We start from the raw sequence: 22,065 nt of genomic DNA on the forward strand, positions 1-22,065 counted from the left end.
CGGCTACCGCGGCGCGGTCGGCGACTCCGACCGGGGCACGAGCAGGTCGGCCAGCGCCTCCGCGACGACGCGCATGTCCCCGTTGCTGGCGGAGGCGAGCGCCACGATCCGGGCGGAGAGGTCGCGCAGCGGCACGTTCGAGTGGTTCGACGCCTCCCGCAGCCAGTCGAACGCCCCCTCCATGTCCGTGCGGACGGCGCACATGACGATCGCCTTGGCCTGCTCGATCGCGGCCCGGCTCGCGGCGGAGGCCCGGATGCTGGACGTCGCGCGCGCGTCGGCGATCCGCGCGACGGCGGGGGTGACGTCGGTGAAGAACCCGACGAGCTCGCACACGGCGCCCGCCTCGTCGGTGCGCCCCTCCCCGACGACGGCGAGGGTCCGCTCGTCGCCGTGGGCGTCCATGATGCGGTGCACGCTGCTGAACGGCTCGCCCGTCACGCAGGCGCGGCGGAGCACCTGGCTCACGCGGTCCCTGTCGTCGGGGTGCTTGTGCGCCAGGATGAGCTCGGTGGTCGGCACGACCTCCCCCGGCTCGAAGCCGTGGATGCGGTACGTCTCGTCCGACCACCACCAGCGGCCCGTCGCCAGGTCGTGGCGATAGCGCCCGACGGGGTGGCTCGCGCCGAGGGCGAGCGTGCCTTCGATGTCCCACTTCCTGCTGTCGGTCATGGTGGTGTCCCTCCCGCTGCGGGCGTCCGCCGCCCAGCCGAGCCGCCTCATGACTCCTCCCGACCGTAGCCCCTTTCGCATGCCGGGCGACAGGGAGGCCGCGAGGCGGCGCCCCGGTCCGCCGCGGTGGCGACCATCTCCGTCCCTGGTGACGATGTCGGTGCGACCACCGCTCCGCGGGGCCGCGGACCGGATGTCCAGCAGCGCGGCACCCGGTTCCCTCCCGGACCGGCGAGACCGCGGGGGCCCGCCCCGCCCACCGCTCCCCGGTGGTCACCCCGCCACGGCCTCCGCCGCCCGCCCCAGCACGACGACGAGCGCCCCCGCGACGAGGTGGTCGTCGCCGGACCGGTCGCGCGAGTCCCGCACCTCGGCCCGCAGGTCGTCGACCGCGGCGGCGAACCGGCCCGCGGCCTCGTCACCCTCCGTCGTGTCCTGGAGGGCCGCGGCCAGGGCCCGCAGCGCACGGGCCACCACGGGACGCAGCGGCGGCCCCAGCGCGACGTCGTCGCGGCCGGCGGCCTCCCAGTCCACCAGCAGGCGCACCACCTCGTCGACGACGCCCGCGGCGGTGCCGAGCGTCCGCGCCCGCCTCCCCTGGGACGACGCCCAGGCGCTGTGGCGGTGCGCCCGCATGTTCCCCCGGGACGACTCCCGCGCGACGTCGACCGCCCGCCGGGCGCGCTCGATGGTCGGGAACAATGCCTCCCGCCGACGCTCCCACTCGTCGGCGTCGAGCGCTCCCTCGTGCTCGAGCCCGTCGGCGAGGGCGTCGAGCTGGTCCGTGAGAGCGTCACGCAGGGCGTCCAGCGCCACGTCGGACGGCGCCAGCGGAAGCGAGGGGAGCAGGAGGTTGACGCCCGTGCCGATCAGGGCCCCGACGAGGATCAGCCCGGCGAACGCGGCCACGTAGCTCGCGTCCTCGCCCTGGCCGAGGACCAGCACGAAGATCGCGGAGTTCGCGACCCACACCCCGGCGCCGCCGAGCACGCGCCATCCGGCGCACAGGAGGGCGACGCCCACCACGAGCGCGACGGCGAGGACGCTCGGCGCGAGCACGACGTCGGCGACCAGCGCGATCAGCGCCCCGAGGAGCAGCGCCCCCACCGTCTGCAGCGACTCGCGCAGGGACCTGACCGGGGTCGCCGTCGTGGCGACCACGGCTCCGAGCGGTGCGTAGAACGGGTACTCGGAGAACGGCGCCGGCGCCAGCACGGCGACCGCCCACGCCAGCCCGGCCGCCACCGCGCCCCGCACCGCGAGGGACCACCGCGGGTGCAGCACCCAGGCACGGTGCACGACGGCCACGACCCGCGGCCGCGTCGTCCCGGCACCCGTCATGCGAGGTCCGGCGGGAGCTGCTCGTACCCCTGGACGAGGCGCACGCTCCCGCCGTCCTCCGTGCCGTCGAGCGCCTCGACGTCCTCCCACCGCACGAGGAACGTGCCGCGGTGGCGGCGGCGCACGAGCTGCGGGACCGGCCACGGCGACCGCACGTCGGTCCGCTCGTAGCCGTGGAACGAGCCCGCGCCGCGGGGCCCCACCAGCAGCCCCACCACCCGCGCCCGGCCGACGGCGTCACGCCGGGCCTGCGCGCTCAGCGGGGCGTCGTGCTCCGCCTCCTCGCGATCCTCCCCCTCGCCCGGGGCGCCCTCCGGCTCGTCGACGACCTCCAGCGCGAGGCGCACGTCGACGACCACCCCGAGCGGGGCGCCGTCGTGGTCGAGGACGGGTGCGTCGAGCAGGTCGCCCACGTTCATCCGCCGGCCTCCGGGTCGTGGCGGCCGCCGGGGATGCGCCCGACCAGCCGCTCGCGGAGCCAGTGCTCCACCCAGTCGGCGTCGAGCCGGTCGGAGGGCACCGTGAGCTCGACCGCCGTCCCCACGTGGCCGACGTCCTCCCACGCGATGCGCGGCATCCGCGAGGAGGGCACCCGGCCGCCGAAGAGCCGCGTCGCCAGGAGCGGGCCGACGAGGATGGCGGACACGTGCGCCTCCCGACCCACCTCGACCTCGCCGCCGTCCGGCCCGGCCAGCTCCAGGTCGTCCACCGTCCGGACGGGCTCTCCGTCCGCGTCGAGGACCTGCCGGCTCAGCAGGTGCAGGCGGGCGTCCACGATCCGCTCGGTCATGACCCCGCTCCCGTCGCGATCATCAGGGGGACCGCCGCGACCGCCGCGACGACCACGATCACCAGGAACACCGTGCCCAGGGCGTTCACCACCCGCCCGTTGACGTGCCTGCCCATGTAGCCGGGGTCGTTGGCGACCACGAGGATCGGGACGTACGTCAGCGGCAGCGCGACGGCGGAGAACACCACCGACATCTCCGTCACGGCCACCGGGTCGACGCTGGTCATGAGGATCCCGACCGCGAGCAGCAGCGCCACGATTATCGTGAGGTGGAAGCGCGCGGCCCGGGCCGGGCGGCGGAACTTGCCCCACGACCACCCCAGGTACTGCGCCAGCGTGTAGCCGCTGGAGAGGGCGGTCTCGAGCGCGGCGCCGAACGTCGCGGCCACGATGCCGACGAGGACGACGGCGAGCAGCAGCACCCCGCCGGCCTGCGCCACGGGCAGCACGATCTGCGAGAGCGCGGTGACCTCGATGCCGGCCGGCAGCAGCACGACGGCCGCGCACGCGGCGATGGACAGCGACAGCAGGCCGCCCAGCGGGAACCCGACCATGACGTTGAACCGGTTGGTCGACAGGTCCTTCGCCGTCCACCGCTCCTCGACCGCGCCGGAGGAGAAGAAGAACACCTCGTACGGCGTCATCGCCGCGCCGAACAGCGCGACCGCGTAGTACCAGTACGACGCCGGCGACTCGGCGCCGGGCGGCGACGGCGGCACCGCCTGGCGCAGCAGCTCGCCCCAGTCCGGCCCGAGCAGGAACAGGGCCACCGCGAAGCCGACGAGCAGGAGCCCCAGCAGCCCGGCCACGTTCTCCAGGACCTGGAACTTCACGCGCCACAGCACCAGCCAGACCGCAAGCGCCGCGACCGGGACCCACAGCCGCGGCTCCACGCTGCTGGCCAGGTGCAGCGCGAGGGCGATGCCCCCGATCTCCGCGGTGAGCGTGAGCAGGTTGATCGCGAACGACGCCAGCAGGTTCGCGCCCGCCGCCCGCGGCCCCAGGCGCTCGCGGATGACCTCGAACGTGGCGCGGCCGCTCACCGCCGCGACGCGGCCGGACATGTTCGCGAACAGGCAGATCCCGACGACGCCGAGCACCACCACCCAGGCCAGCGACATGCCGAACCGCGAGCCGACGACCGCGTTGGTCACCAGGTCGCCGATGTCGACGAAACCGCCGATCGCGGTGAGGATGCCGAGCGCGAGGGCGAGCAGCCTGCTCATGGGCCGCCCGCCCCGGCGAGGGCGTCCTCGGCCGCGCCGGTGGCGTCCGCCAGGTCGGCCAGGAGCGCGTCCGCGGACGAGGGGACGCCCACGGCGCCCACGAGGTCCCCGCCGGACCGCGCGGCCACCCAGGAGCGCGCGGCGACGACGGCGTCCGACACGTCGCCGACGGCCGCCAGCCCCGCGGCCCGGTGGGCCGCCGACGCCGCGTCCGGCGGCACGAGGGTGGTCAGCGCCGTCTCCGCCTCGTCGAGGGCGTGCAGCTGGTCCAGCAGGGCGGTGTCGGCGACGGGCCCGGTGAGCCGGCCCTCGTCGAGCAGCCCGACCGTGATCCGCGCGGTCTCGCCGGCGGAGGCCGCCTCGGCGGCCGCGTCCGCGACGGCCGCCGTCGCCTGGCCCGGCTCCTGCCGGCTCGCGACGCACCCCGCGCACCCGAGGGCGACGGCGAGCGAGGCCGCCGCCGCGGCGCCTCGTCGCTCCCACCCGAACGTCCTCACGACCTGATGCTCGCCACCAGGCCCGATGCACGCACGCGGGCGCCGCCTCCCAGCCGCGTCCCATCGCTCGCAGTGGATTCTCAGGCGCCCCTCAGTGGGTGCCGGAGCCGACGGTGTCCACTGGGTGACGTCCCCACCAACGGACCGTGAACGGTCCCTCACGACCCCCGGAGCACGCATGCCTCCCGTCGCCCTGTACGCCATCGACCTCGTCGCCGTGTCGATCCTGACCTTCGCGCTCTACTTCCCCCGGCATCGCCGCCGCGACCTCGTCGTCGCGTACCTGGGCGTCAACGTCGGCGTGCTGGCGGTGTCCGCGGTGCTCTCGTCGAGCACGATCGCCGCCGGCCTGGGCCTGGGGCTGTTCGGCGTGCTGTCGATCATCCGGCTGCGGTCCGACGAGCTGTCGCAGCGCGAGGTCGCGTACTACTTCGCGGCGCTCGCGCTGGGCCTGCTCGGCGGCCTGGGCACGTCGGTCGGCTGGCTGGGCGTCGCGGGCTCCGCGCTGATCCTGGTCGTGATGGCCGTGGCCGACCACCCCCGGCTCCTGGCCCGGCACGCCGCGCAGACGATCGTCCTCGACCGCGCCGTCGTCGACCGGGACGAGCTGACCGCGCACCTGGAGGCCCTGCTCGGCGCCCACGTGCACTCGGTGAGCGTGCAGTCGATCGACCTCGCCAACGACACGACGCGCGTCGAGGTCCGCTACGAGCTGCCCCGCGCCGGGAGCCGGCCCGCCCCCTCCCCGACCGGCGCGCACGACCACCTGGCGGTGACGCGATGAGCGCCCCGGCGGAGGTCGCCGGGGCGACGGCGGACGCCGTCGTCGCGCACGGCCTCGCCGCCGGCGACCCGGTGACGCTCGAGGAGCTCGACGCCACCGCCGCCCTGCAGACCCGCGTGGACCGCAAGTACGTGCTCACGCCCGCGGAGGTCGCGGCCATGCTCGCGGCGCTCACCGCCGGCTCCGCGCACGACGCGCCCCGCGTGCTGGAGATCGGCGGCGACCGCTCCTTCACGTACGCGTCCACCTACTACGACACGGCCGACCTGCTCACGTTCCGGCAGGCCGCGCGCCGCCGGCGACGCCGGTTCAAGGTCCGCACCCGCACCTACGTCGACACGGGGAACACGACGTTCCTCGAGGTCAAGACGCGCGCCGCCCGCGGCGTCACCGTCAAGGAGCGGTGCCCGTGGGAGCTCGCCGCCCCGCTGGAGGGCGCCGGGCTGGAGTTCGTGGACGACCGGCTCGCCGCGGCGCGCCTCGACGCTCCCCCGTCGGCGGACCTCGCCCCCGTGCTGCGCTCCGTGTACCGCCGCACCACCGTGCTGCTGCCCGACGCCCGCCTGACCCTCGACACCGGGTTGCGCTGGCACCTCGACGGCCCCGGCGCACCGGACGACGTCCGCACGGCCGACGTCGGCGACCTCGTGGTCGTCGAGACCAAGGCCGGCACCGCGCCGTCGTCCGCCGACCGCGCGCTGTGGCGCGCCGGCCACCGCCCCGACCGCATCTCCAAGTACGCGACCGGGCTCGCCACCCTGCGGCCCGACCTGCCCGACCACCCCTGGCGCCGCCTGCGGCGCGAGCGGCTGGGCGTCGCCTGACCCCGACCTCGCACACCCCCGAGAGGACCCACCATGCGCATCCCCCGCCCGACCAAGCTCTGGACCCGCACCGTCGCGCTCGCGGCCGCCGGCACGCTCGCCGCCGGCGCCCTCGCGGCGTGCGGCGCCGACTCCGCCGGCTCGGCCTCGACCGGCAGCTCCGACACCTCGGCGGCCGAGATCGCCGCGACGGACAACTCCGGTCGGTCCGCACAGGACGTCCTCGCCGCGAACCTGTCGTCCGAGGAGACCGCGGCGCTCGCCGACCAGACCTGGGACACGGCCGACGAGGTCGCGGTCGCGCTCGACGGCGACACCGCGACCGCGTCGGGCGACGGCGTCACCGTGGACGGCTCGACCGTCACGATCACGCAGCCGGGCACCTACCGGGTCTCCGGCACGCTCGACGACGGCCAGGTCGTGGTCGACGCGTCGGCCGACGGCGTGGTGCGCCTCGTGCTCGACGGCGCGGAGATCACCAGCTCCACCGGCGCCGCGATCGACGTGCGGGACGCCGACCAGGTGTCCGTCGTCCTCGCCGACGGCTCCACCAACCGGCTCGAGGACGCGGCCGAGTACGCCGACACGACGTCGGACAACGCGGCCAACGCCGCCCTGTACTCCACCGCGGACCTGGCGGTCTCCGGCACCGGCGCGCTGGAGGTCGTGGGCAACGCGAACGACGGCATCACCGGCAAGGACGGCCTCGTCCTCGCGGGCGGGGACATCTCCGTCACCGCGGCCGACGACGCGATCCGCGGCAAGGACTACCTCGTCGTCTCCGGCGGCACGATCGACGTCCAGGCCGGCGGCGACGGGCTGAAGTCCGACGCCGACGACGACGCCACGGCCGGGTACGTCGCGCTCACCGGCGGCGACGTCACCGTCGAGGCGGGCGACGACGGCGCGCAGGCGTTCACCGACATCGCGATCACGGACGGCTCCCTGACGATCGAGAAGTCGGTCGAGGGCCTGGAGGCCGCGACCATCGCGATCTCCGGCGGCGACGTGGACATCACGTCGTCCGACGACGGCCTGAACGCCACGGTGAAGGAGGCGGAGGACGACACCGCCACCGACGACTCGGCGACGGGCACGGACGACCAGGCCGCGCCGGACCAGGGCGCAGCGCCGGAGGCTCCGGCGGACGGCCAGGCGCCCCAGGGCGGCGGGGGCGGCGGGGGCGGCATGGACGAGGTCCAGGACGGGGCGTCGCTGACGGTCACGGGCGGCACGCTGCACGTGGACGCGGAGGGCGACGGGCTGGACTCCAACGGCGTCGCGGTGATCAGCGGCGGCGACGTCGTGATCGAGGGCCCGACGAACGGCGGCAACGGCGCGCTCGACTCCGCCGGCGGCCTCACCGTCTCGGGCGGCACGCTGCTCGCCGTCGGGTCGTCGGGCATGGCCGAGGCCCCCGGGACGGACTCGTCGCAGGGCTGGGTGGCGCTGACCGCCGACTCGACCCTCGAGGCCGGCACCGAGGTGGCGGTGGTGGACGCCGACGGCACGCAGGTCGCCACCCTCACGCTCACGAAGCCCGCGCAGTCGGTGGTGTACAGCGGCCCGGAGATCACCTCCGGGGACACGTACACCCTCACCGCCGACGGCACCGAGGTCGGCACCGCCGCCGCGGGCGAGGCGCCCGCCGGGGGCATGGGCGGCGGCCCCGGAGGCGGCGGCCAGCCCGGCCAGGACGCCCCCGACGGCCAGGGCCCGCAGGGCGCCCAGGGCGAGCAGTCGTCGTCGGGCACCGCCACGAGCTGACGGCGAGGTGGGGTCCCTCACGGCGAGCGGTGGTGGCCCGCGGGGCGACGTACGCTCGAAGGCGTGCAACCCGTGCCCCGGCCGCTCGCCCCCACCTACCAGGACCGCCGCTGGGAGCTCCCGCCGGACGCGGTGGTGCACCGCGGCACGGTGGACGACGCCGTCCGGCTGCTGCGTCACCGCACCGTCACCGCGCTGACCGGCGCGGGCGTCTCCACGGACTCCGGCATCCCCGACTACCGCAGCCCGGACTCGCCGAAGCGGGCCCCGATGACGTACCAGCAGTTCGTGGCCGACGAGGCGTTCCGCCGCCACTACTGGGCCCGCAACCACGTGGGCTGGCAGGTCGTGCACCGCACGGAGCCGAACGCCGGGCACCGCGCGCTCGCCGCGCTGGAGGACCGGGGCGTGGTCCGCGGCGTCATCACCCAGAACGTGGACCTGCTGCACGAGGACGCGGGCTCGCGGCACGTCATCGACCTGCACGGCCGCTACGACCGCGTGATCTGCCTCCAGTGCGGGCGCGTCATCAGCCGCGCCCACCTCGCGGAGCGGCTGGACGCGCTCAACCCCGGGTTCGTCGAGTCGGTGCTCGACGACGGCGCCACCGTCGCCGACATCGAGACCGCGCCCGACGCGGACGCCGTCATCGAGCAGACCAGCCACTTCGTGCCCGCGCCGTGCGAGTTCTGCGGCGGGGTGCTCAAGCCGGAGATCGTCTATTTCGGCGAGAACGTGCCCCGCGAGCGCGTCGAGCGCGCCTACGCGCTGGTGGACGACGCCGACGCGCTGCTCGTGGCGGGCACGTCCCTCACCGTGATGAGCGGCCTGCGGTTCGTGCGGTACGCCGCGAAGGCGGACAAACCCGTCGTCATCGTCAACCGCGGCGAGACGCGCGGCGACCCGCTCGCCACCCTCAAGGTGGACGACGGGGTCACCGAGACGCTCGTCGCGCTCGCCGACCGGCTCTAGACGCGGCCGGGCGGCCCTACGGGGCCGCGACCAGCCGCGAGCCCGCGACGGCCTCGGCGTCGAGCAGGCTGCCGTCGCCGCCGGCGACGACGGGGAGCGCGCCGCGCGCCAGCCCGCCGAGGTAGACGCCGGCCTCCTCGCCCGCCTCGGCGACGTCCGCCTTGCGCCGGCGCACGTCGATCCGCGAGACGGTGACGGCGTGCTCGCCGGCGGGCAGGTGCAGCACGGCGCGCTGGCCGACGCGCACGCGCCCGGACGTCACGGTGCCGGTGAAGACGTGCCCCCGCGTCGGGACGACGAAGACGGTGTCGACCACCAGCTCGAACGGCTCGTGCGGCCCGTCGGCGGCGGCGCCCCGGCGCGAGAAGATCCCCATGGCCGAGGACGATAGCCGCAGGCACCCCGGTCAGTCGGCCAGGAACGCCACGTCCCCGTTGGACGACCGGATCTGCACGGTGCGGTCCGCGGCCGGGTCGGTGGGACCCTCGACGGTCCGGTCGCCGTTGGACGTGTCGATCGTGAGGCGCACGGGCTCGCCGTCGCCGACGACGGTGACGTCGCCGTTGCTCGACTCGGCGCGGACGTCGCCGGTCACGCCGGACACCTCCACGCGCCCGTTGCTCGTCACCGCCTGGAGGCTCCCGTCGACGCCGGTCACCTCGATCGACCCGTTCGACGAGGTCGCGACGACGTCGCCGCCCGCCGCGCGGTCGACCGTGATGTCGCCGTTGGACGTGCCGGCGTCCAGGCGGGCGCCGGTGCCGGTGGCCTCGACGTCGCCGTTGCTGGAGCGCAGCTCGACGTCCCCCGCGACGCCGGCGGCGAGGACGTCCCCGTTGGACGTGCGCACCACGACGGCGGTGTCGGCGGGGAGCGTGACGGCGAGCTGGCCGGCGCACCGGCCGGGGACCCACTGCCACCCCTGGCACTCGTGCGTCAGGACGAGCCGGTCGGAGCGCTCGTCCGCGCGGTAGGTGGGGCTCGTGAGGCCGCTGCGCGCGATGCGGTCGACCTCCACGTCACCGCCCTCGGCGGCCCTGACGGTCACGTCGCCGTCGGCCACCAGCTCGACCGTGCCGACGGGGGCGTACGTCTCGTGCTGCGTCGTCGTGCCCGCCACGGCGCGGTCCACGAGGAACAGCGCGCCCCACAGCACGGCCAGGACCGCGACCACGGCCCCGAGGACCAGCAGGGCGCGGCCGACCGGGCCGCGGTGCGGCTCGGGCGACGCCGGGGCGGGAGCGGGCGGGGTGCCGGTCGTGGTCATGGTCGTGCTCCGTTCTGGTCGAGCCAGCGCAGCACCGCGAGCACGCGGCGGTTGTCGTCGGCGTCGGGCGGGAGGCCGAGCTTGGTGAGGATGCTGGTGACGTGCTTCTCGACGGCGGGCATGCCGACGACCAGCCGGTCCGCGATCGCGGTGTTGGAGCGCCCCTCGGCCATGAGCGCGAGCACCTCGCGCTCGCGCCGCGTGAGCTGGTCGAGGTCGGAGCGCCGGCTGCGGGCGATGACCTGCGTGACGACCTCGGGGTCGATGACGGTGCCGCCGGAGGCGACGCGCGCGAGTGCGTCGAGGAACGCGTCGACGTCGGCCACCCGGTCCTTGAGGACGTAGCCCAGGGCGTGCGCGCCACGGGCGAACAGCTCGGCGGCGTAGCGCTGCTCCACGTACTGCGACAGCACGAGGACCGGCAGGTCGGGGTGCAGGCTACGCAGGTGCAGGGCCGCCCGGAGCCCCTCGTCGGTGTGCGACGGCGGCATGCGGACGTCGGTGACGAGCAGGTCGGGCAGGGCGGCTCCGGGCCGCGACAGGGTGGCGACCAGCTCGTCCGCGGTGCGGTGGCCGGTCACCGTGTGCCCCTCGGCCACCAGCAGGCGGGACAGGCCGTCCAGGAGGAGCACGGAGTCCTCCGCGATCACGACGCGCACGGCACCTCCACGGTGAGCCGGGTGCCCGCACCGGGCGGGCTGGTCAGGTCGAAGCGGCCGTCGAGCGCGGCGACGCGGCCGCGCAGGCCGGCGAGGCCGCTGCCCGGGGCGGGCTCGGCGCCGCCCCGGCCGTCGTCCTCGACGACGACGCGCAGCCGGGCGCCGTCGTCGGTGACGTCCGCGCGCACCCGCGCCGAGCGGGCGTCGGCGTGCTTCGCCACGTTGGTCAGCGCCTCGGCGACGACGAAGTAGGCCGCGGCCTGCGCGGCCGACCCCGCGCGCTCCAGGCCGGCGCCCGCCTCGACGCGCACGGGGACCGGGCTGCGGGCGGCGAGCGCCGACAGCGCGGCGTCGAGGCCGCGGTCGTCGAGGATCGCGGGGTGGATGCCGCGCACGAGGTCGCGCAGCTCGGCGAGCGTCGCCTTGACCTCGTCGTGCGCGTGCTCGAGGGCGGCGGCCGTGGCGGCGGGGTCGCGCTCGGCGAGCCGGCGGGCCACGCCGAGCTCGACGCCGAGGGCGACGAGCCGCTGCTGCGCGCCGTCGTGCAGGTCCCGCTCGATGCGGCGGCGTTCCGCGTCCGCGGCGGCGACCGCCTGGGAGCGGGTCTCGGAGAGCACGACGGCCCGCTCGCGCGCCGCCTCGGCGTCGTCCTCGGCGTCCCGCGCCCGGGCCCGCGCCAGGTCGGCCGCGGACGGACCGAGGCAGGCCTGCGCCAGCCACAGCACGAGCCCGCCGCCCGCCTGCGCCACGGCGGCCCCGAGCCACACCAGGAGCGCGGCACCGACGGCGCCGAGGACCAGCGCGACCGGCCACGCGAGCCCCGCATCGCCCGCCGCGCTCCCCACGCCTCCCCGCGCCGCCACGACGACCAGCGCGACCGCGCCCGCGGCGCACGCCACGACGACGACGAGGAACGCCAGGGACACCAGCAGCCCGACCAGCGCGTACGCGGCGGCGGCCCACGCCCGCCCGTCGCGGAGCGTCGCGCGAAGCCCCGCCCACGACCGGGGGAGGCCCGGGAGAGCGGGCGTCGGGGCGGGCACGACGACGCCGGTCTGCGCGGCCAGCCGCGCCCGCTCGACGGCCGCGAACGCGCGGGCCGCGGGCAGCGTGACCCCGAGCGCGACGAGCCCCAGCCCGAGCGCGGGGACGAGGGCGGACGACACCAGGACCAGCACCCAGACGACCGTGCCCGCGCTCGCCAGCCACACCGTCCCGACGGCCAGCAGCGCGACGGCGCGGACCGTGGCCGGGTCGACGGGGGCACGCAGCAGCCCGGCCCGGGAGGCGAGCCCCGGGGCCGGGTCCGGGGCGCGCCCGGCGGCGTCCGTGCTGGTCATGCCATCGACCCTAGGCGCCGCTCCCCCGTCCCGGCAGGCGGCCGGCCCACGGGCCGGGGTAGGGATCCCCCGACCCGCGGCGGCTACCGCACGACGCTGCGCGGCCGCGCGATCGTCTCGGCGGCGTCGCGCACCACCTCGCCGAGCGCCTCGAAGCGCTCCTCGGTGAGCCGGCCGCCCGGGCCCCAGACGCTCACCAGCGCCAGGGGGTGGCCCCGGGAGTCGAGCACCGGTGCCGACACCCCGAACGCGGACGCCTCGAACTCGCCGCGGCACACGCCGAAGCCGCGGCGGCGCGTCAGCTCCAGCTCCTCGTCGAGCGCGTGCCGGTCGGTGATCGTGCTGTCGGTGTACCGCTTGAGCCGGCCCCCGAGCAGGGCCCGCGCGGACTCCGCGGGCAGGAAGGCGAGCAGCGCCTTGCCGGTGGACGTGGCGTGCAGCGGCACCACGCGGCCCTTCCAGGTCGCGGCGACGACGGACGTGGGCGCCACCTCGTCGACGTAGGTCAGCCGGTCGGCCCGGAACACCGCGAGCGCCGCCGTCTCGCCGGTCTGGAGGGAGAGGCGCTCCAGGACGGGCCGCGCCGACCCGACGAGGCTGTCGACGCTGGCCACGCCGGCGAGCTCGACGAGCCCGACGCCGATCTGCCACTGCCCGGTGCGCCGGTCGCACGCGACGATGCTCTCCGCCTCGAGGGTGGTGAGGATCCGCCAGGCGGTCGCCCGGTTGAGGCCGCAGGTCGCGGCCAGCGCGGCCACGGTGGCGTCGCCCGGCCGGGCCGCGCGGGCGACCGCCCGCAGCAGGGCGACGGCGCGGTCGACGGACTGCACCCGACCGCTCCGGCGACCGGTCTCGACGTCGCTCTCGCCGGCGTCGGCCGCCGCGCTGATCTCCGCGTTCACCCGTTCACCATCCTTTGACTCGCGCTTGCCTTCGGCTCCGGGCGGGCTTGACTCGCCGACCCCCCGACCATATGTTCGCATCGCTCAACGATGTGCTCATCATGCGAACAAGGAGAGAACAATCTACAACGGACTCGGTCCGGGCGGCCGCGGGATCTCGCGGCGAAACGTGCTCCGTCTGGCCGCGATCGCGGCCGCTGGAGCGGTCGGCGGCGGCGCGCTCGCCGGGTGCGGCGCCGTACCCGCGCCACCCGACCCAGGTGCGGCACGACGGCGCGGGGGCACCCTCAGCCACGGCGCCACCGGGGGCGGTCTGTCGGACACTCTCGACCCGCACTTTCCCGTGACCACACCGGACATCGCCCGGGTGAACAACCTCTACGAGCCGCTGCTCTTCTGGGACTCGGCCTACGAGCTGGCCCCCGCCCTCGCGACGGCGGTGACGCCGAGCAAGGACGCCACCTCATGGACGGTCGAGCTGCGCCGCGACGTCGTCTTCCACCACGGCAAGACGATGACCGCCGAGGACGTCATGTTCACGATGGCGCGCATCACCGACCCGAAGACCGGCGCCGCCGGTCCCCTCACCGACGTCCTGGACGTCAAGGGCTCGCGCGTCCTGGACGACCACACGATCCGGTTCGCGCTGAAGCAGCCGTACTCCGTGTTCGACCAGCTGCTCGCGGAGTACACCGCCGGCATCGTCCCGACCGACTTCGACCTGGCGCACCCGGTGGGCACCGGCGCCTTCGCCGCCGACACCTTCACCCCCGGGCAGATGAGCCGCTTCACCCGCCACGACGACTACTGGGGCGACCCGGCCTGGGTCGACGACCTCGTCATCTACGACTTCGCCGACGACGCCGCGAAGGTCAACGCGCTGCTCGCCGGCCAGGTGCAGAGCATCGACAACCTGCCGACCTACCTCGTCGACGCGGTCGCCGAGCAGGGCGCCTCCGCGCTCGTGTCCGAGACCGGGGCGTGGATGCCGTTCACCATGCGCGTGGACACCGAGCCGTTCTCCGACGTGCGGGTGCGCGAGGCCCTGCGGCTCGTCGTCGACCGCCAGCAGATGATCGACCAGGCGCTCGGCGGGTACGGCTTCGTCGGCAACGACCTCTACTCCCCCTTCGACCCCGCGTACGCCGACGACCTGCCGCAGCGCGAGCAGGACCTCGACAAGGTGCGCTCCCTGCTCAAGCAGGCGGGCCAGGAGGACCTGCAGGTCGAGCTCGTGACGTCGACCGCCGTGGGCGCCGGCGGCGTCGAGGCCGCGAACCTCTTCGTCGACCAGGCCCGCAAGGCCGGGATCGACGTCCGGCTGAACAAGGCCGACCCGAACACCTTCTACGGCGAGCAGTACCTGCAGTGGCCGTTCGCGCAGGACTTCTGGGTGACGCGCAACTACATCCCGCAGGCCGCGTCGTGCGCGCTGCCCAGCGCGCCGTACAACGAGACCCACTTCGACGACGCCGAGTTCCAGGACCTGTTCGACCAGGCCACCCGGACCGTCGACGAGGAGCGGCGGGGCGAGCTGCTGCACCGCTGCCAGGAGATCGAGCACGAGCGAGGCGGGCTCGTCGTGTGGGGCTTCAAGAAGCAGGTCGACGGCTACTCGAACCTCGTGCAGGGCTTCGAGCCCGACCGCTACCTGCCCAGCGGCGGCTACAAGTTCCACCGCGTGTCGTTCGTCGAGGGGGCATGAGATGACCACCGCACCGCCGCAGGACGACCCTGCCGCCGCCCCCGTCGACCCCGGTCCCGTCGCGACGCCGCCGGCCGACGCCCCGCGCCCCCGCCCGGCCGCGCTGGCGTGGACGCTCTGGACCGCCCGCCGCCTCGGCCTCGCGGCGCTCACGCTCTGGCTGGTCTCCGTGCTGGTCTTCCTGGCCACGGCCGCCCTGGGCGACCCCGTCAAGGCCATCCTCGGCAAGGAGGCCGCCACCAACCTGGGCCGCGCCGAGCAGATCCGCGAGCAGCTGCACCTCGACGAGTCGCTCTGGGACCGCTACTGGCAGTGGCTCGGCGGGCTCCTCACCGGCGACCCCGGCACGTCGGTGGCCAACGGCCTGCCCGTGGGCGAGCTCATCGGCGACCGCGTGGTCAACAGCGGCGTGCTGGTGCTCGTCGCCGCCGTCGTGATCATCCCCGTCTCGTTCGGCGTCGCGCTCCTCAGCGCCCGGCACCGGGGCCGCCGGCTCGACCACGGCATCCAGCTCGTCGTGCTCACGCTCGCCGGGCTGCCCGAGTTCGTCGTCGGGATCGTGCTGGTGTCGGTCTTCTCCACCGTCGTCTTCCACGCCCTGCCCGCCGTGACCATCAGCGCGGGCGGCTCGGCGCCCTGGACGCAGCCCGCGTCGATGGTGCTGCCCGTGGCCACGCTCGTGCTCGTGGTGGCGCCGTACGTCGTGCGGATCATGCGCTCCACGCTGCTCGACGTCCTCGACAGCGACTACGTCGAGCTGGCGCGCCTCAAGGGCGTCCCCGAGCGCGTCGTGCTGCGCCGCCACGCGCTGCGCAACGCCGTCGTGCCGGGCATCCAGGTGATCGGCCTCCAGCTCGCCTGGCTGGCCAGCGGCATCGTGCTCGTCGAGTACCTGTTCTCCTACCCCGGCATCGGCGCCAGCCTCGTCGACAGCGTCCGCAACAGCGACGTCCCCGTGGTGCAGGCCCTGGCGATGATCGTCGCCGCCGTCTACGTCGTGGTGAACCTGGTCGCCGACGTGCTGTCCATCCTGTGCACGCCCCGCGAGAGGACGGCGATCAGCTCATGAGCGTCACCGACGCCCGCTCCACCGGCCCGTCCGCCGGCACCTCCCCCGACACCTCCCCCGACACCTCTCCAGGGGCCGCGCACGCCCCCGCCCGGCGGTGGCCGGCCCTGCGGCAGCCGCGGCTCGTCGTCGGGGCCGTGATCACCGCCCTCGTCGTGCTCGTCGCCGTCGCCGGGCCGTGGCTCGCGCCGCACGGCGAGAACGAGATCACCGGCGACCCGTACAGCGGCACGGGCGTGCTCGGCACCGACTACCTCGGCCAGGACGTGCTGTCCCGCGTGCTGTACGGGGGCAGGTCGGTGCTCGTCGTGGCGCTGCTCGCGACCGTCGTCGGCCTCGTGCTCGGCGTGCTCGTCGGGATCCTCGCCGCCTACGTGGGCGGCTGGTTCGACGAGGTCGTGATGCGGCTCAACGACGCCGTCCTCGCGTTCCCGCAGATCCTGCTCACCCTGCTGGTGCTGTCCACCGTGGCCCAGCCGACGTCGTGGCTGATCGTGCTCCTCGTCGGGGTCTCCCACGCGCCGCGCGTCGCCCGGGTGTCGCGCGGGGTGGCGCTCGGCCTCACCCGCCGCGACTTCGTCACCGCGGCGGAGGCGCTCGGCGAGCCGCGGCTGCGCGTCGTGGTGCGCGAGGTGCTGCCCAACATGAGCGGCCCGCTGCTCGCCGAGGCCGGCCTGCGGCTCACCTACTCCATCGGCATGGTCGCCGGGATCGCGTTCCTCGGGTTCGCGACCGACCCGGGCGCCGCCGACTGGGGCCAGATGATCAACGAGAACCGGCTGGCCCTGCTGGTCCAGCCCTGGGGGGTGCTCGCGCCCGTGCTGATGATCGGCCTCTTCGCCGTCGGCACCAACGTCATGGCGGACGGGATCTCCCAGCTCACCTCGAAGGGAGGCGACCGATGACCGCCACCATCCCCCTGGAGCCCCGCACGACCGCCGACGACGGCGCCGTCTGCACGGTCCGCGGCCTGCGGGTCGCCCTCACGGGCGGCGCGAGCGCCGGCGTCGACGTCGTCGACGGGATCGACCTCACCCTGCGCCCGGGCGAGGTCCTGGGCCTCGTGGGCGAGTCCGGCTCCGGCAAGACCACGGTGGGCACCGCCATCCTGGGCCACGCCCGGGCCGGCGCCGCCATCGACGCCGGCGAGGTCGTCGTCGACGGCCACGAGCTGCTCGGCCTGCCCGAGGACGAGGTGCGGTCGCTGCGCGGCGAGCACGTCGCCTACATGCCGCAGGACCCGGCGTCGGCGCTCAACCCGAGCATCCGCATCGGCCGGCAGATCGTCGAGCTGCTCGAGCTGCGCGGCATCGACACCCCGGCCGGGCGGCTGGCCCGCGCCCGCGCCGGCCTGGCCGAGGTCGGGCTGCCCGACGACGACGCCTTCCTGGCCCGCTACCCGCACCAGCTGTCGGGCGGCCAGGTGCAGCGCGCCGCGCTCGCGATGGCGTTCCTGCCCCGGCCGAAGGTGCTGGTGCTCGACGAGCCCACCACCGGGCTCGACGTCACCACCCAGGCGATGGTGCTCGAGACCATGCAGCGGCTGTGCGCCTCGCACGGCGTCGCCGCCCTGTACGTCACGCACGACCTGGCGGTGATCGGGAACGTCGCCGACCGGGTCGCGGTGATGTACGCGGGGCGCGTGGTCGAGCTGGGCGGGCGCGAGCAGGTGTTCACCAACCCGACCCACCCGTACACGCGGGCGCTGCTGGACGCCATCCCGCACGTCGGGCAGGCGCGCGCCCTGGCCGGCATCCCGGGCCGCACGCCGCCGCCCGGCAGCCGGCCCGGGGGCTGCCGGTTCCACGACCGCTGCCGCTTCGCGACCGACGCGTGCGCGACGACCGAGCCGGTGCCCGTCACCCTCGGCACCGACCACTGGGCGCGCTGCCTGCGCACCGCCGACCTGGGCCCGTGGGACATCGACCTCGGCCGCGTGCCCGACGCGGACCCCGACGCCGAGCGCGACGTCGTGCTGTCGGTGTCCGGGCTGAGCGTCTCCTACGGCCGCACGCAGGTGGTGCACGACGTCTCCTTCGACCTGGCCCGCGGCGAGTGCGTGGCGCTCGTGGGCGAGTCGGGCAGCGGCAAGACGACCATCTCCCGCGCCGTGGGCGGGCTGCACGCGCAGTGGACCGGATCGGTCGTCTTCGACGGCCACGAGCTGGCGCCCTCGGCGCGCCGCCGCACGGCGGAGGACCGCAAGCGGATCCAGTACGTGTTCCAGAACCCGTACCTGTCGCTCAACCCGCGCCAGACCGTGGAGCAGATCGTGCGCCGGCCCATGGAGCTGTTCGGGATCGCCCGCGGCCGCGCGGCCACCGACCGGGTCGTGGAGCTGCTGGACGCCGTCGCGCTCGGCCCCTCGGCGCTGCGCCTGCGCACCGACCGGCTCTCGGGCGGGGAGCGCCAGCGCGTCGCGATCGCCCGGGCGCTGGCCGCCCAGCCGGACGTGCTGGTCTGCGACGAGATCACCTCGGCGCTCGACGTGTCCGTGCAGGGCTCCATCGTCGAGCTGCTGGAGCACCTGCGCACCCGGCGCGGCATCGCGATGCTCTTCGTCACCCACAACCTCGCGCTGGTGCGGTCCATCGCGGCGCGGGTGGACATCCTGTCGGCCGGCCGGCTCGTGGAGTCGGGCCCGGTCGTGCGGGTCATGGAGCACCCGCAGCAGGAGTACACGCGCACCCTGCTGGCCCACACGCCGCGCATCGACTGACCACGAGACCGGAAGGAGCCGCCGTGCCCGAGCAGACCCTCGCCACGACGCGATTCATCGACCCGCACCTGACGCCCGAGGGGCAGCCGGCGATGCCGCACGTGCGCGTGCCCGCCCCCCGTCCCGCGCCGCTGCCCGCCGCGCCCCGCGACCTGCCCGTCGAGGTGGCGGGCGCCGGCCACCTCGCCGACCTGGACCGCTGGAAGGCGGAGACCTACGCCACCAGCCTGCTCGTGCTGGACCGCGGCCACGTGGTGCACGAGTGGTACGCCGACGGCCTCGGCCCGGGCACCCTGTTCCTGGGCGCGTCCATGACCAAGTCCCTGCTCGCCACGCTCGTCGGCGTCGCGGTGACCCGCGGGGACCTGCGCCTGTCGGACCGCGTGGTCGACCACGTCCCCGAGCTGGCCGGGTCCGGCTACGAGCCGTGCACCGTCACGGACGTCGTCACGATGACCACGGGCCTGGACTGGGTGGAGGACCACCGCGACCCCGCGGGGCCGGCCAGCCGCCTCGTCCGCTCGTTCCGCACCGGAGGGAGCAGCCGCGCGCTGCTGCGCGAGACCCGCCCCAAGTTCCTGCCGGGCACGCAGTGGGAGTACTGCACCGCCGACTCCCAGGTGCTCGACTGGGTGCGCGAGCGCGCCACGGGCGCCCCCTTCGCCGACGCGGTGGCCGCGCTCTGGGCCGACCTCGGCGCGACCGACGGCGCCGTCGTCGGCGTGGACGGCGACGGCGTCGCCATGGCCGGCGGCGGCGTCGCCGCCACCGCCCGCGACTGGGCCCGCGTCGGCCTGCTGGCGCTCGACGGCCGGGTCGGGGGCACCCCCGACGGAGACCGCCTGCTGTCGCCCGCGTGGGTCGACGGCGCCGGCGTCCCGCCCTACCCGTTCCTCGCCCCCGGCCGGCTGCCGAGCGCGTACACCACGCACGCCGGGTACGCCTGGCACTGGTGGCCGACGGACGCCGAGGGCCGCACGCTCGTCGCCGACGGCAGCCACGGCCAGTTCACGCTGGTGGACCGCGCCGCCGGCGTCGTGGTCGTCAAGACCTCCCTGTGGCCCTACGCCGACGCGTGGGAGGACCGCCACTACCGCGACCTCAGCTACCTGGGCCTGCAGGCGATCGCCGACGCCGTCGTGCGGTCGCGCCCCTGACCTGCCCGGCCGACAGACCCACCCGTCCCCGAAGACCCCCGAGAGGACACCATGAACCGCAACGTCATCATCACCTGCGCGCTCACCGGCGCCGGCGACACCGTCGGCCGGTCGGAGCACGTGCCCGTCACCCCGGAGCAGATCGCCCAGGCGGGCATCGACGCGGCCCGTGCCGGCGCCGCCATCGTGCACGTGCACGTGCGCGACCCGCGCACCGGCGCCCCCTCGCGGGAGACCGCGCTCTACCGCGAGGCCGTCGAGCTCCTCCGGGCCAGCGACGTCGACGTCGTCGTCAACACCACGGCGGGCATGGGCGGGGACCTCTACCTCGACCCGAAGGAGCCCACCACGATCCTGCCGGGCACCGACCTGGTGAACGGCGTGGAGCGGCTCAAGCACGTGGGCGAGGTGCGGCCGGACATCTGCACGCTGGACTGCGGCAGCCTCAACTTCGGCGAGGGCAGCCTCGTCTACGTCAGCACGCCCGACATCCTGCGCGACGGCGCCCGCCGCATCCAGGAGCTCGGCACCCGCGTGGAGATGGAGATCTTCGACACCGGCCAGCTGGTCTTCGCCAAGAAGCTCGTGGCCGAGGGGCTGATCGACTCCCCCGCGATGTTCCAGCTGTGCATGGACGTCCCCTACGGCATGCCCGCCGACCCGCGGCTGCTCGCGACGCTGGTCGACCAGCTCCCCGAGGGCGCCGTGTGGTCGTCGTTCGCGCTGGGCCGCATGCAGCTGCCGTGGGTGGCGCAGTCCGTGCTGCTGGGCGGCCACGTCCGCGTGGGCCTCGAGGACAACCTGTACCTGCGCAAGGGGGTCAAGGCCACCAACGCGCAGCTCGTCACGCAGGCCCGCACCATCATCGAGGCGATGGGGGCGCGGGTGGCCACGCCCGACGACGCCCGCGAGATCCTCGCGCTGGGGGGCCGCCGGTGACCGCGCGCGTCGCCCCGGACCAGGTGCGCACCGTCACGTGCGTCGGCGCCGGCGTCATCGGCGGCGGATGGGTCGCCTACTTCCTCGCCCACGGCTACCGGGTCCGCGCCTGGGACCCCGCGCCCGACGCCGAGCCCCGGTTGCGCCACCTCGTGGACGCCGCGTGGCCCGCGCTCACCGAGCTCGGCCTCGCCGACGGCGCCGACCGCGCCCACCTCACGGTCTGCGCCACCCTGGCCGAGGCCGTCGACGGCACGGACCTCGTGCAGGAGAGCGCGCCCGAGGACCTCGAGCTCAAGCGCCGGCTCCTCGCCGACATCGACGAGGTCACGGCCCCGCACGTCGTCGTGTCCTCCTCGACGTCCGGCTACCCGATGACGGACATGGCCACGGCGTGCGCCCACCCGGAGCGCATGGTGGTCGGGCACCCGTTCAACCCGCCGTACCTCATCCCCCTGGTCGAGGTGGTCGGCGGCGAGCGGACCGACCCCGACGCCGTCGCGTGGGCGTCCGAGTTCTTCGCCGCCGCCGGCAAGTCCGTGATCACCATGGACCGCGAGGTGCCGGGCTTCATCGCCAACCGTCTGCAGGAGGCGCTCTGGCGGGAGGCCCTGCACATGGTCGAGGCCGGCGAGGCCACGGTGGAGCAGATCGACCGGTCGATCACCGACGGGCCCGGCCTGCGCTGGCCCTTCCAGGGCCCGATGCTCACGTTCCACCTGGCGGGCGGCCAGGGCGGCATGGCGCACATGCTCGACCACTTCGGCCCGTCCCTGCTGTCGCCGTGGACGCGCCTGGACGCGCCGGAGCTCACGGGTGCGCTGCGGGACGCCGTCGTCGCCGGCTGCGACGACGAGGCCGACGGGCGCACGGTCGACGAGCTGGTCGCCGAGCGCGACCGCCGGGTGGTCGCGCTGCTGCGCGCGAAGGGCGCCGCGTGAGCGCGCCGGGCCCCGTCGCGCTGCCGCCGTGGCGCGAGCCGGTCCGCGACGAGTGGATCGACTACAACGGCCACCTCAGCGAGGCGTACTACGTGCTCGTGTTCGGGCACGCCACCGACGCCGTGATGGAGCAGCTGGGCCTGGGCCCCGGGTACCGCGCGGCGCACGACGCCTCGCTGTACACGGTCGAGGCGCACGTGCGCTACCTCGACGAGGTCCCCGCCGGGGCCGGCCTCGAGGTCCGGTCGAGCGTCGTGGGCGCCACGGCCAAGGCGCTGCACCTGTGGCACGAGATGTGGTCCGGCGACCGGCTGCGCGCCACCGAGGAGGTGCTCGGCCTGCACGTCGCCGGCGGGCGGTCCGCGCCGTTCCCGCCGGACGTCGCCGACCGGGTGGCGGCCGTGCTCACCGAGCCCGGTCCGGACACCGGGCGGTCGGTCGGCCTGCGGCGCTGAGCCGCTCGGCGGCGGCCGCCGAGCGGCCCGCGCCGGTGG

At 75.5% G+C, this 22,065-nt stretch carries 23 protein-coding genes; 12 read left to right on the forward strand and 11 right to left on the reverse strand.

What is annotated here, in order from left to right:
• Positions 1-3: 3 nt before the first annotated feature.
• The 6 genes from ACFU9A_RS18940 to ACFU9A_RS18965 all read right to left on the reverse strand — a co-directional run bounded on the left by ACFU9A_RS18940 (position 4) and on the right by ACFU9A_RS18965 (position 4,526).
• Positions 4-672, reverse strand: a complete 669-nt coding sequence (locus ACFU9A_RS18940) for a PAS and ANTAR domain-containing protein (protein ID WP_430576836.1) — start codon at positions 670-672, stop codon at positions 4-6.
• 273 nt (positions 673-945) lie between these two features.
• The gene (locus ACFU9A_RS18945) at positions 946-2,013 is read right to left on the reverse strand and encodes an aromatic acid exporter family protein (RefSeq protein WP_430576837.1); all 1,068 of its coding nucleotides are present in this window, start codon (positions 2,011-2,013) and stop codon (positions 946-948) included.
• Complete coding sequence (locus ACFU9A_RS18950; protein ID WP_430576838.1) at positions 2,010-2,432, reverse strand: PRC-barrel domain containing protein; 423 nt, start codon at positions 2,430-2,432, stop codon at positions 2,010-2,012. Before ACFU9A_RS18950 ends, ACFU9A_RS18945 begins: the two co-directional genes overlap by 4 nt.
• Positions 2,429-2,803 (reverse strand): hypothetical protein, encoded by a 375-nt coding sequence (locus tag ACFU9A_RS18955; protein WP_430576839.1) that lies wholly within the window; start codon positions 2,801-2,803, stop codon positions 2,429-2,431. The genes ACFU9A_RS18950 and ACFU9A_RS18955 overlap by 4 nt, the downstream gene beginning before the upstream one ends.
• On the reverse strand, positions 2,800-4,029 hold the full coding sequence (locus ACFU9A_RS18960) for an NRAMP family divalent metal transporter (protein WP_430576840.1): 1,230 nt from the start codon (positions 4,027-4,029) through the stop codon (positions 2,800-2,802). The genes ACFU9A_RS18955 and ACFU9A_RS18960 overlap by 4 nt, the downstream gene beginning before the upstream one ends.
• Complete coding sequence (locus tag ACFU9A_RS18965) at positions 4,026-4,526, reverse strand: hypothetical protein (RefSeq protein ID WP_430576841.1); 501 nt, start codon at positions 4,524-4,526, stop codon at positions 4,026-4,028. Before ACFU9A_RS18965 ends, ACFU9A_RS18960 begins: the two co-directional genes overlap by 4 nt.
• A gap of 178 nt (positions 4,527-4,704) precedes the next feature.
• Between ACFU9A_RS18965 and ACFU9A_RS18970 the strand changes: the two genes are divergently transcribed.
• The 4 genes from ACFU9A_RS18970 (at position 4,705) to ACFU9A_RS18985 (ending at position 8,873) form a co-directional block, all read left to right on the forward strand.
• Positions 4,705-5,310 (forward strand): DUF4956 domain-containing protein, encoded by a 606-nt coding sequence (locus ACFU9A_RS18970; RefSeq protein ID WP_430576842.1) that lies wholly within the window; start codon positions 4,705-4,707, stop codon positions 5,308-5,310.
• Positions 5,307-6,134, forward strand: coding sequence for a polyphosphate polymerase domain-containing protein (locus tag ACFU9A_RS18975; RefSeq protein ID WP_430576843.1), 828 nt, complete (start codon positions 5,307-5,309; stop codon positions 6,132-6,134). The genes ACFU9A_RS18970 and ACFU9A_RS18975 overlap by 4 nt, the downstream gene beginning before the upstream one ends.
• 33 nt (positions 6,135-6,167) lie before the next feature.
• Positions 6,168-7,901: a carbohydrate-binding domain-containing protein gene (locus ACFU9A_RS18980; RefSeq protein ID WP_430576844.1), complete on the forward strand. Its 1,734-nt coding sequence runs from the start codon at positions 6,168-6,170 to the stop codon at positions 7,899-7,901.
• Between the two features lie 63 nt (positions 7,902-7,964).
• Positions 7,965-8,873 carry an NAD-dependent protein deacetylase gene (locus tag ACFU9A_RS18985; RefSeq protein WP_430576845.1) on the forward strand — a complete coding sequence of 303 codons (909 nt, stop codon included), beginning with the start codon at positions 7,965-7,967 and terminating at the stop codon, positions 8,871-8,873.
• 16 nt (positions 8,874-8,889) lie between these two features.
• Here the strand turns inward: ACFU9A_RS18985 and ACFU9A_RS18990 are convergent, their stop codons facing one another.
• The 5 genes from ACFU9A_RS18990 to ACFU9A_RS19010 all read right to left on the reverse strand — a co-directional run bounded on the left by ACFU9A_RS18990 (position 8,890) and on the right by ACFU9A_RS19010 (position 13,041).
• Positions 8,890-9,249, reverse strand: coding sequence for a hypothetical protein (locus tag ACFU9A_RS18990; RefSeq protein WP_430576846.1), 360 nt, complete (start codon positions 9,247-9,249; stop codon positions 8,890-8,892).
• A 30-nt stretch (positions 9,250-9,279) separates the two neighbouring features.
• Positions 9,280-10,140: a DUF4097 domain-containing protein gene (locus tag ACFU9A_RS18995; RefSeq protein ID WP_430576847.1), complete on the reverse strand. Its 861-nt coding sequence runs from the start codon at positions 10,138-10,140 to the stop codon at positions 9,280-9,282.
• A complete protein-coding gene (locus tag ACFU9A_RS19000) occupies positions 10,137-10,799 on the reverse strand; it encodes a LuxR C-terminal-related transcriptional regulator (RefSeq protein WP_430576848.1) in 663 nt (220 codons plus the stop codon). The genes ACFU9A_RS18995 and ACFU9A_RS19000 overlap by 4 nt, the downstream gene beginning before the upstream one ends.
• Positions 10,787-12,139, reverse strand: a complete 1,353-nt coding sequence (locus tag ACFU9A_RS19005; RefSeq protein WP_430576849.1) for a sensor histidine kinase — start codon at positions 12,137-12,139, stop codon at positions 10,787-10,789. Before ACFU9A_RS19005 ends, ACFU9A_RS19000 begins: the two co-directional genes overlap by 13 nt.
• An 83-nt stretch (positions 12,140-12,222) precedes the next feature.
• Positions 12,223-13,041 (reverse strand): IclR family transcriptional regulator, encoded by an 819-nt coding sequence (locus ACFU9A_RS19010; protein ID WP_430576850.1) that lies wholly within the window; start codon positions 13,039-13,041, stop codon positions 12,223-12,225.
• A gap of 343 nt (positions 13,042-13,384) precedes the next feature.
• Here ACFU9A_RS19010 and ACFU9A_RS19015 point away from each other — a divergent pair, with 343 nt between their 5' ends.
• From ACFU9A_RS19015 to ACFU9A_RS19050, 8 genes are read left to right on the forward strand one after another with little or no spacing between them, the layout of a single operon-like run.
• Positions 13,385-14,746, forward strand: coding sequence for an ABC transporter substrate-binding protein (locus ACFU9A_RS19015; protein ID WP_430576851.1), 1,362 nt, complete (start codon positions 13,385-13,387; stop codon positions 14,744-14,746).
• Position 14,747: 1 nt separating this feature from the next.
• On the forward strand, positions 14,748-15,815 hold the full coding sequence (locus ACFU9A_RS19020; protein WP_430576852.1) for an ABC transporter permease: 1,068 nt from the start codon (positions 14,748-14,750) through the stop codon (positions 15,813-15,815).
• Positions 15,812-16,720 (forward strand): ABC transporter permease, encoded by a 909-nt coding sequence (locus ACFU9A_RS19025; protein WP_430576853.1) that lies wholly within the window; start codon positions 15,812-15,814, stop codon positions 16,718-16,720. Before ACFU9A_RS19020 ends, ACFU9A_RS19025 begins: the two co-directional genes overlap by 4 nt.
• Positions 16,717-18,534 (forward strand): dipeptide ABC transporter ATP-binding protein, encoded by a 1,818-nt coding sequence (locus tag ACFU9A_RS19030; RefSeq protein ID WP_430576854.1) that lies wholly within the window; start codon positions 16,717-16,719, stop codon positions 18,532-18,534. Before ACFU9A_RS19025 ends, ACFU9A_RS19030 begins: the two co-directional genes overlap by 4 nt.
• A 23-nt stretch (positions 18,535-18,557) precedes the next feature.
• Positions 18,558-19,691 (forward strand): serine hydrolase domain-containing protein, encoded by a 1,134-nt coding sequence (locus ACFU9A_RS19035; RefSeq protein WP_430576855.1) that lies wholly within the window; start codon positions 18,558-18,560, stop codon positions 19,689-19,691.
• 51 nt (positions 19,692-19,742) lie between these two features.
• On the forward strand, positions 19,743-20,630 hold the full coding sequence (locus tag ACFU9A_RS19040; protein WP_430576856.1) for a 3-keto-5-aminohexanoate cleavage protein: 888 nt from the start codon (positions 19,743-19,745) through the stop codon (positions 20,628-20,630).
• Complete coding sequence (locus ACFU9A_RS19045; RefSeq protein ID WP_430576857.1) at positions 20,627-21,571, forward strand: 3-hydroxyacyl-CoA dehydrogenase NAD-binding domain-containing protein; 945 nt, start codon at positions 20,627-20,629, stop codon at positions 21,569-21,571. Before ACFU9A_RS19040 ends, ACFU9A_RS19045 begins: the two co-directional genes overlap by 4 nt.
• Positions 21,568-22,026 carry a thioesterase family protein gene (locus ACFU9A_RS19050; RefSeq protein WP_430576858.1) on the forward strand — a complete coding sequence of 153 codons (459 nt, stop codon included), beginning with the start codon at positions 21,568-21,570 and terminating at the stop codon, positions 22,024-22,026. Before ACFU9A_RS19045 ends, ACFU9A_RS19050 begins: the two co-directional genes overlap by 4 nt.
• Positions 22,027-22,065: the final 39 nt, after the last annotated feature.

Source organism: Isoptericola sp. NPDC057653 (assembly GCF_042799955.1).
In the GTDB taxonomy this organism is placed as follows: Bacteria; Actinomycetota; Actinomycetes; order Actinomycetales; family Cellulomonadaceae; genus Isoptericola.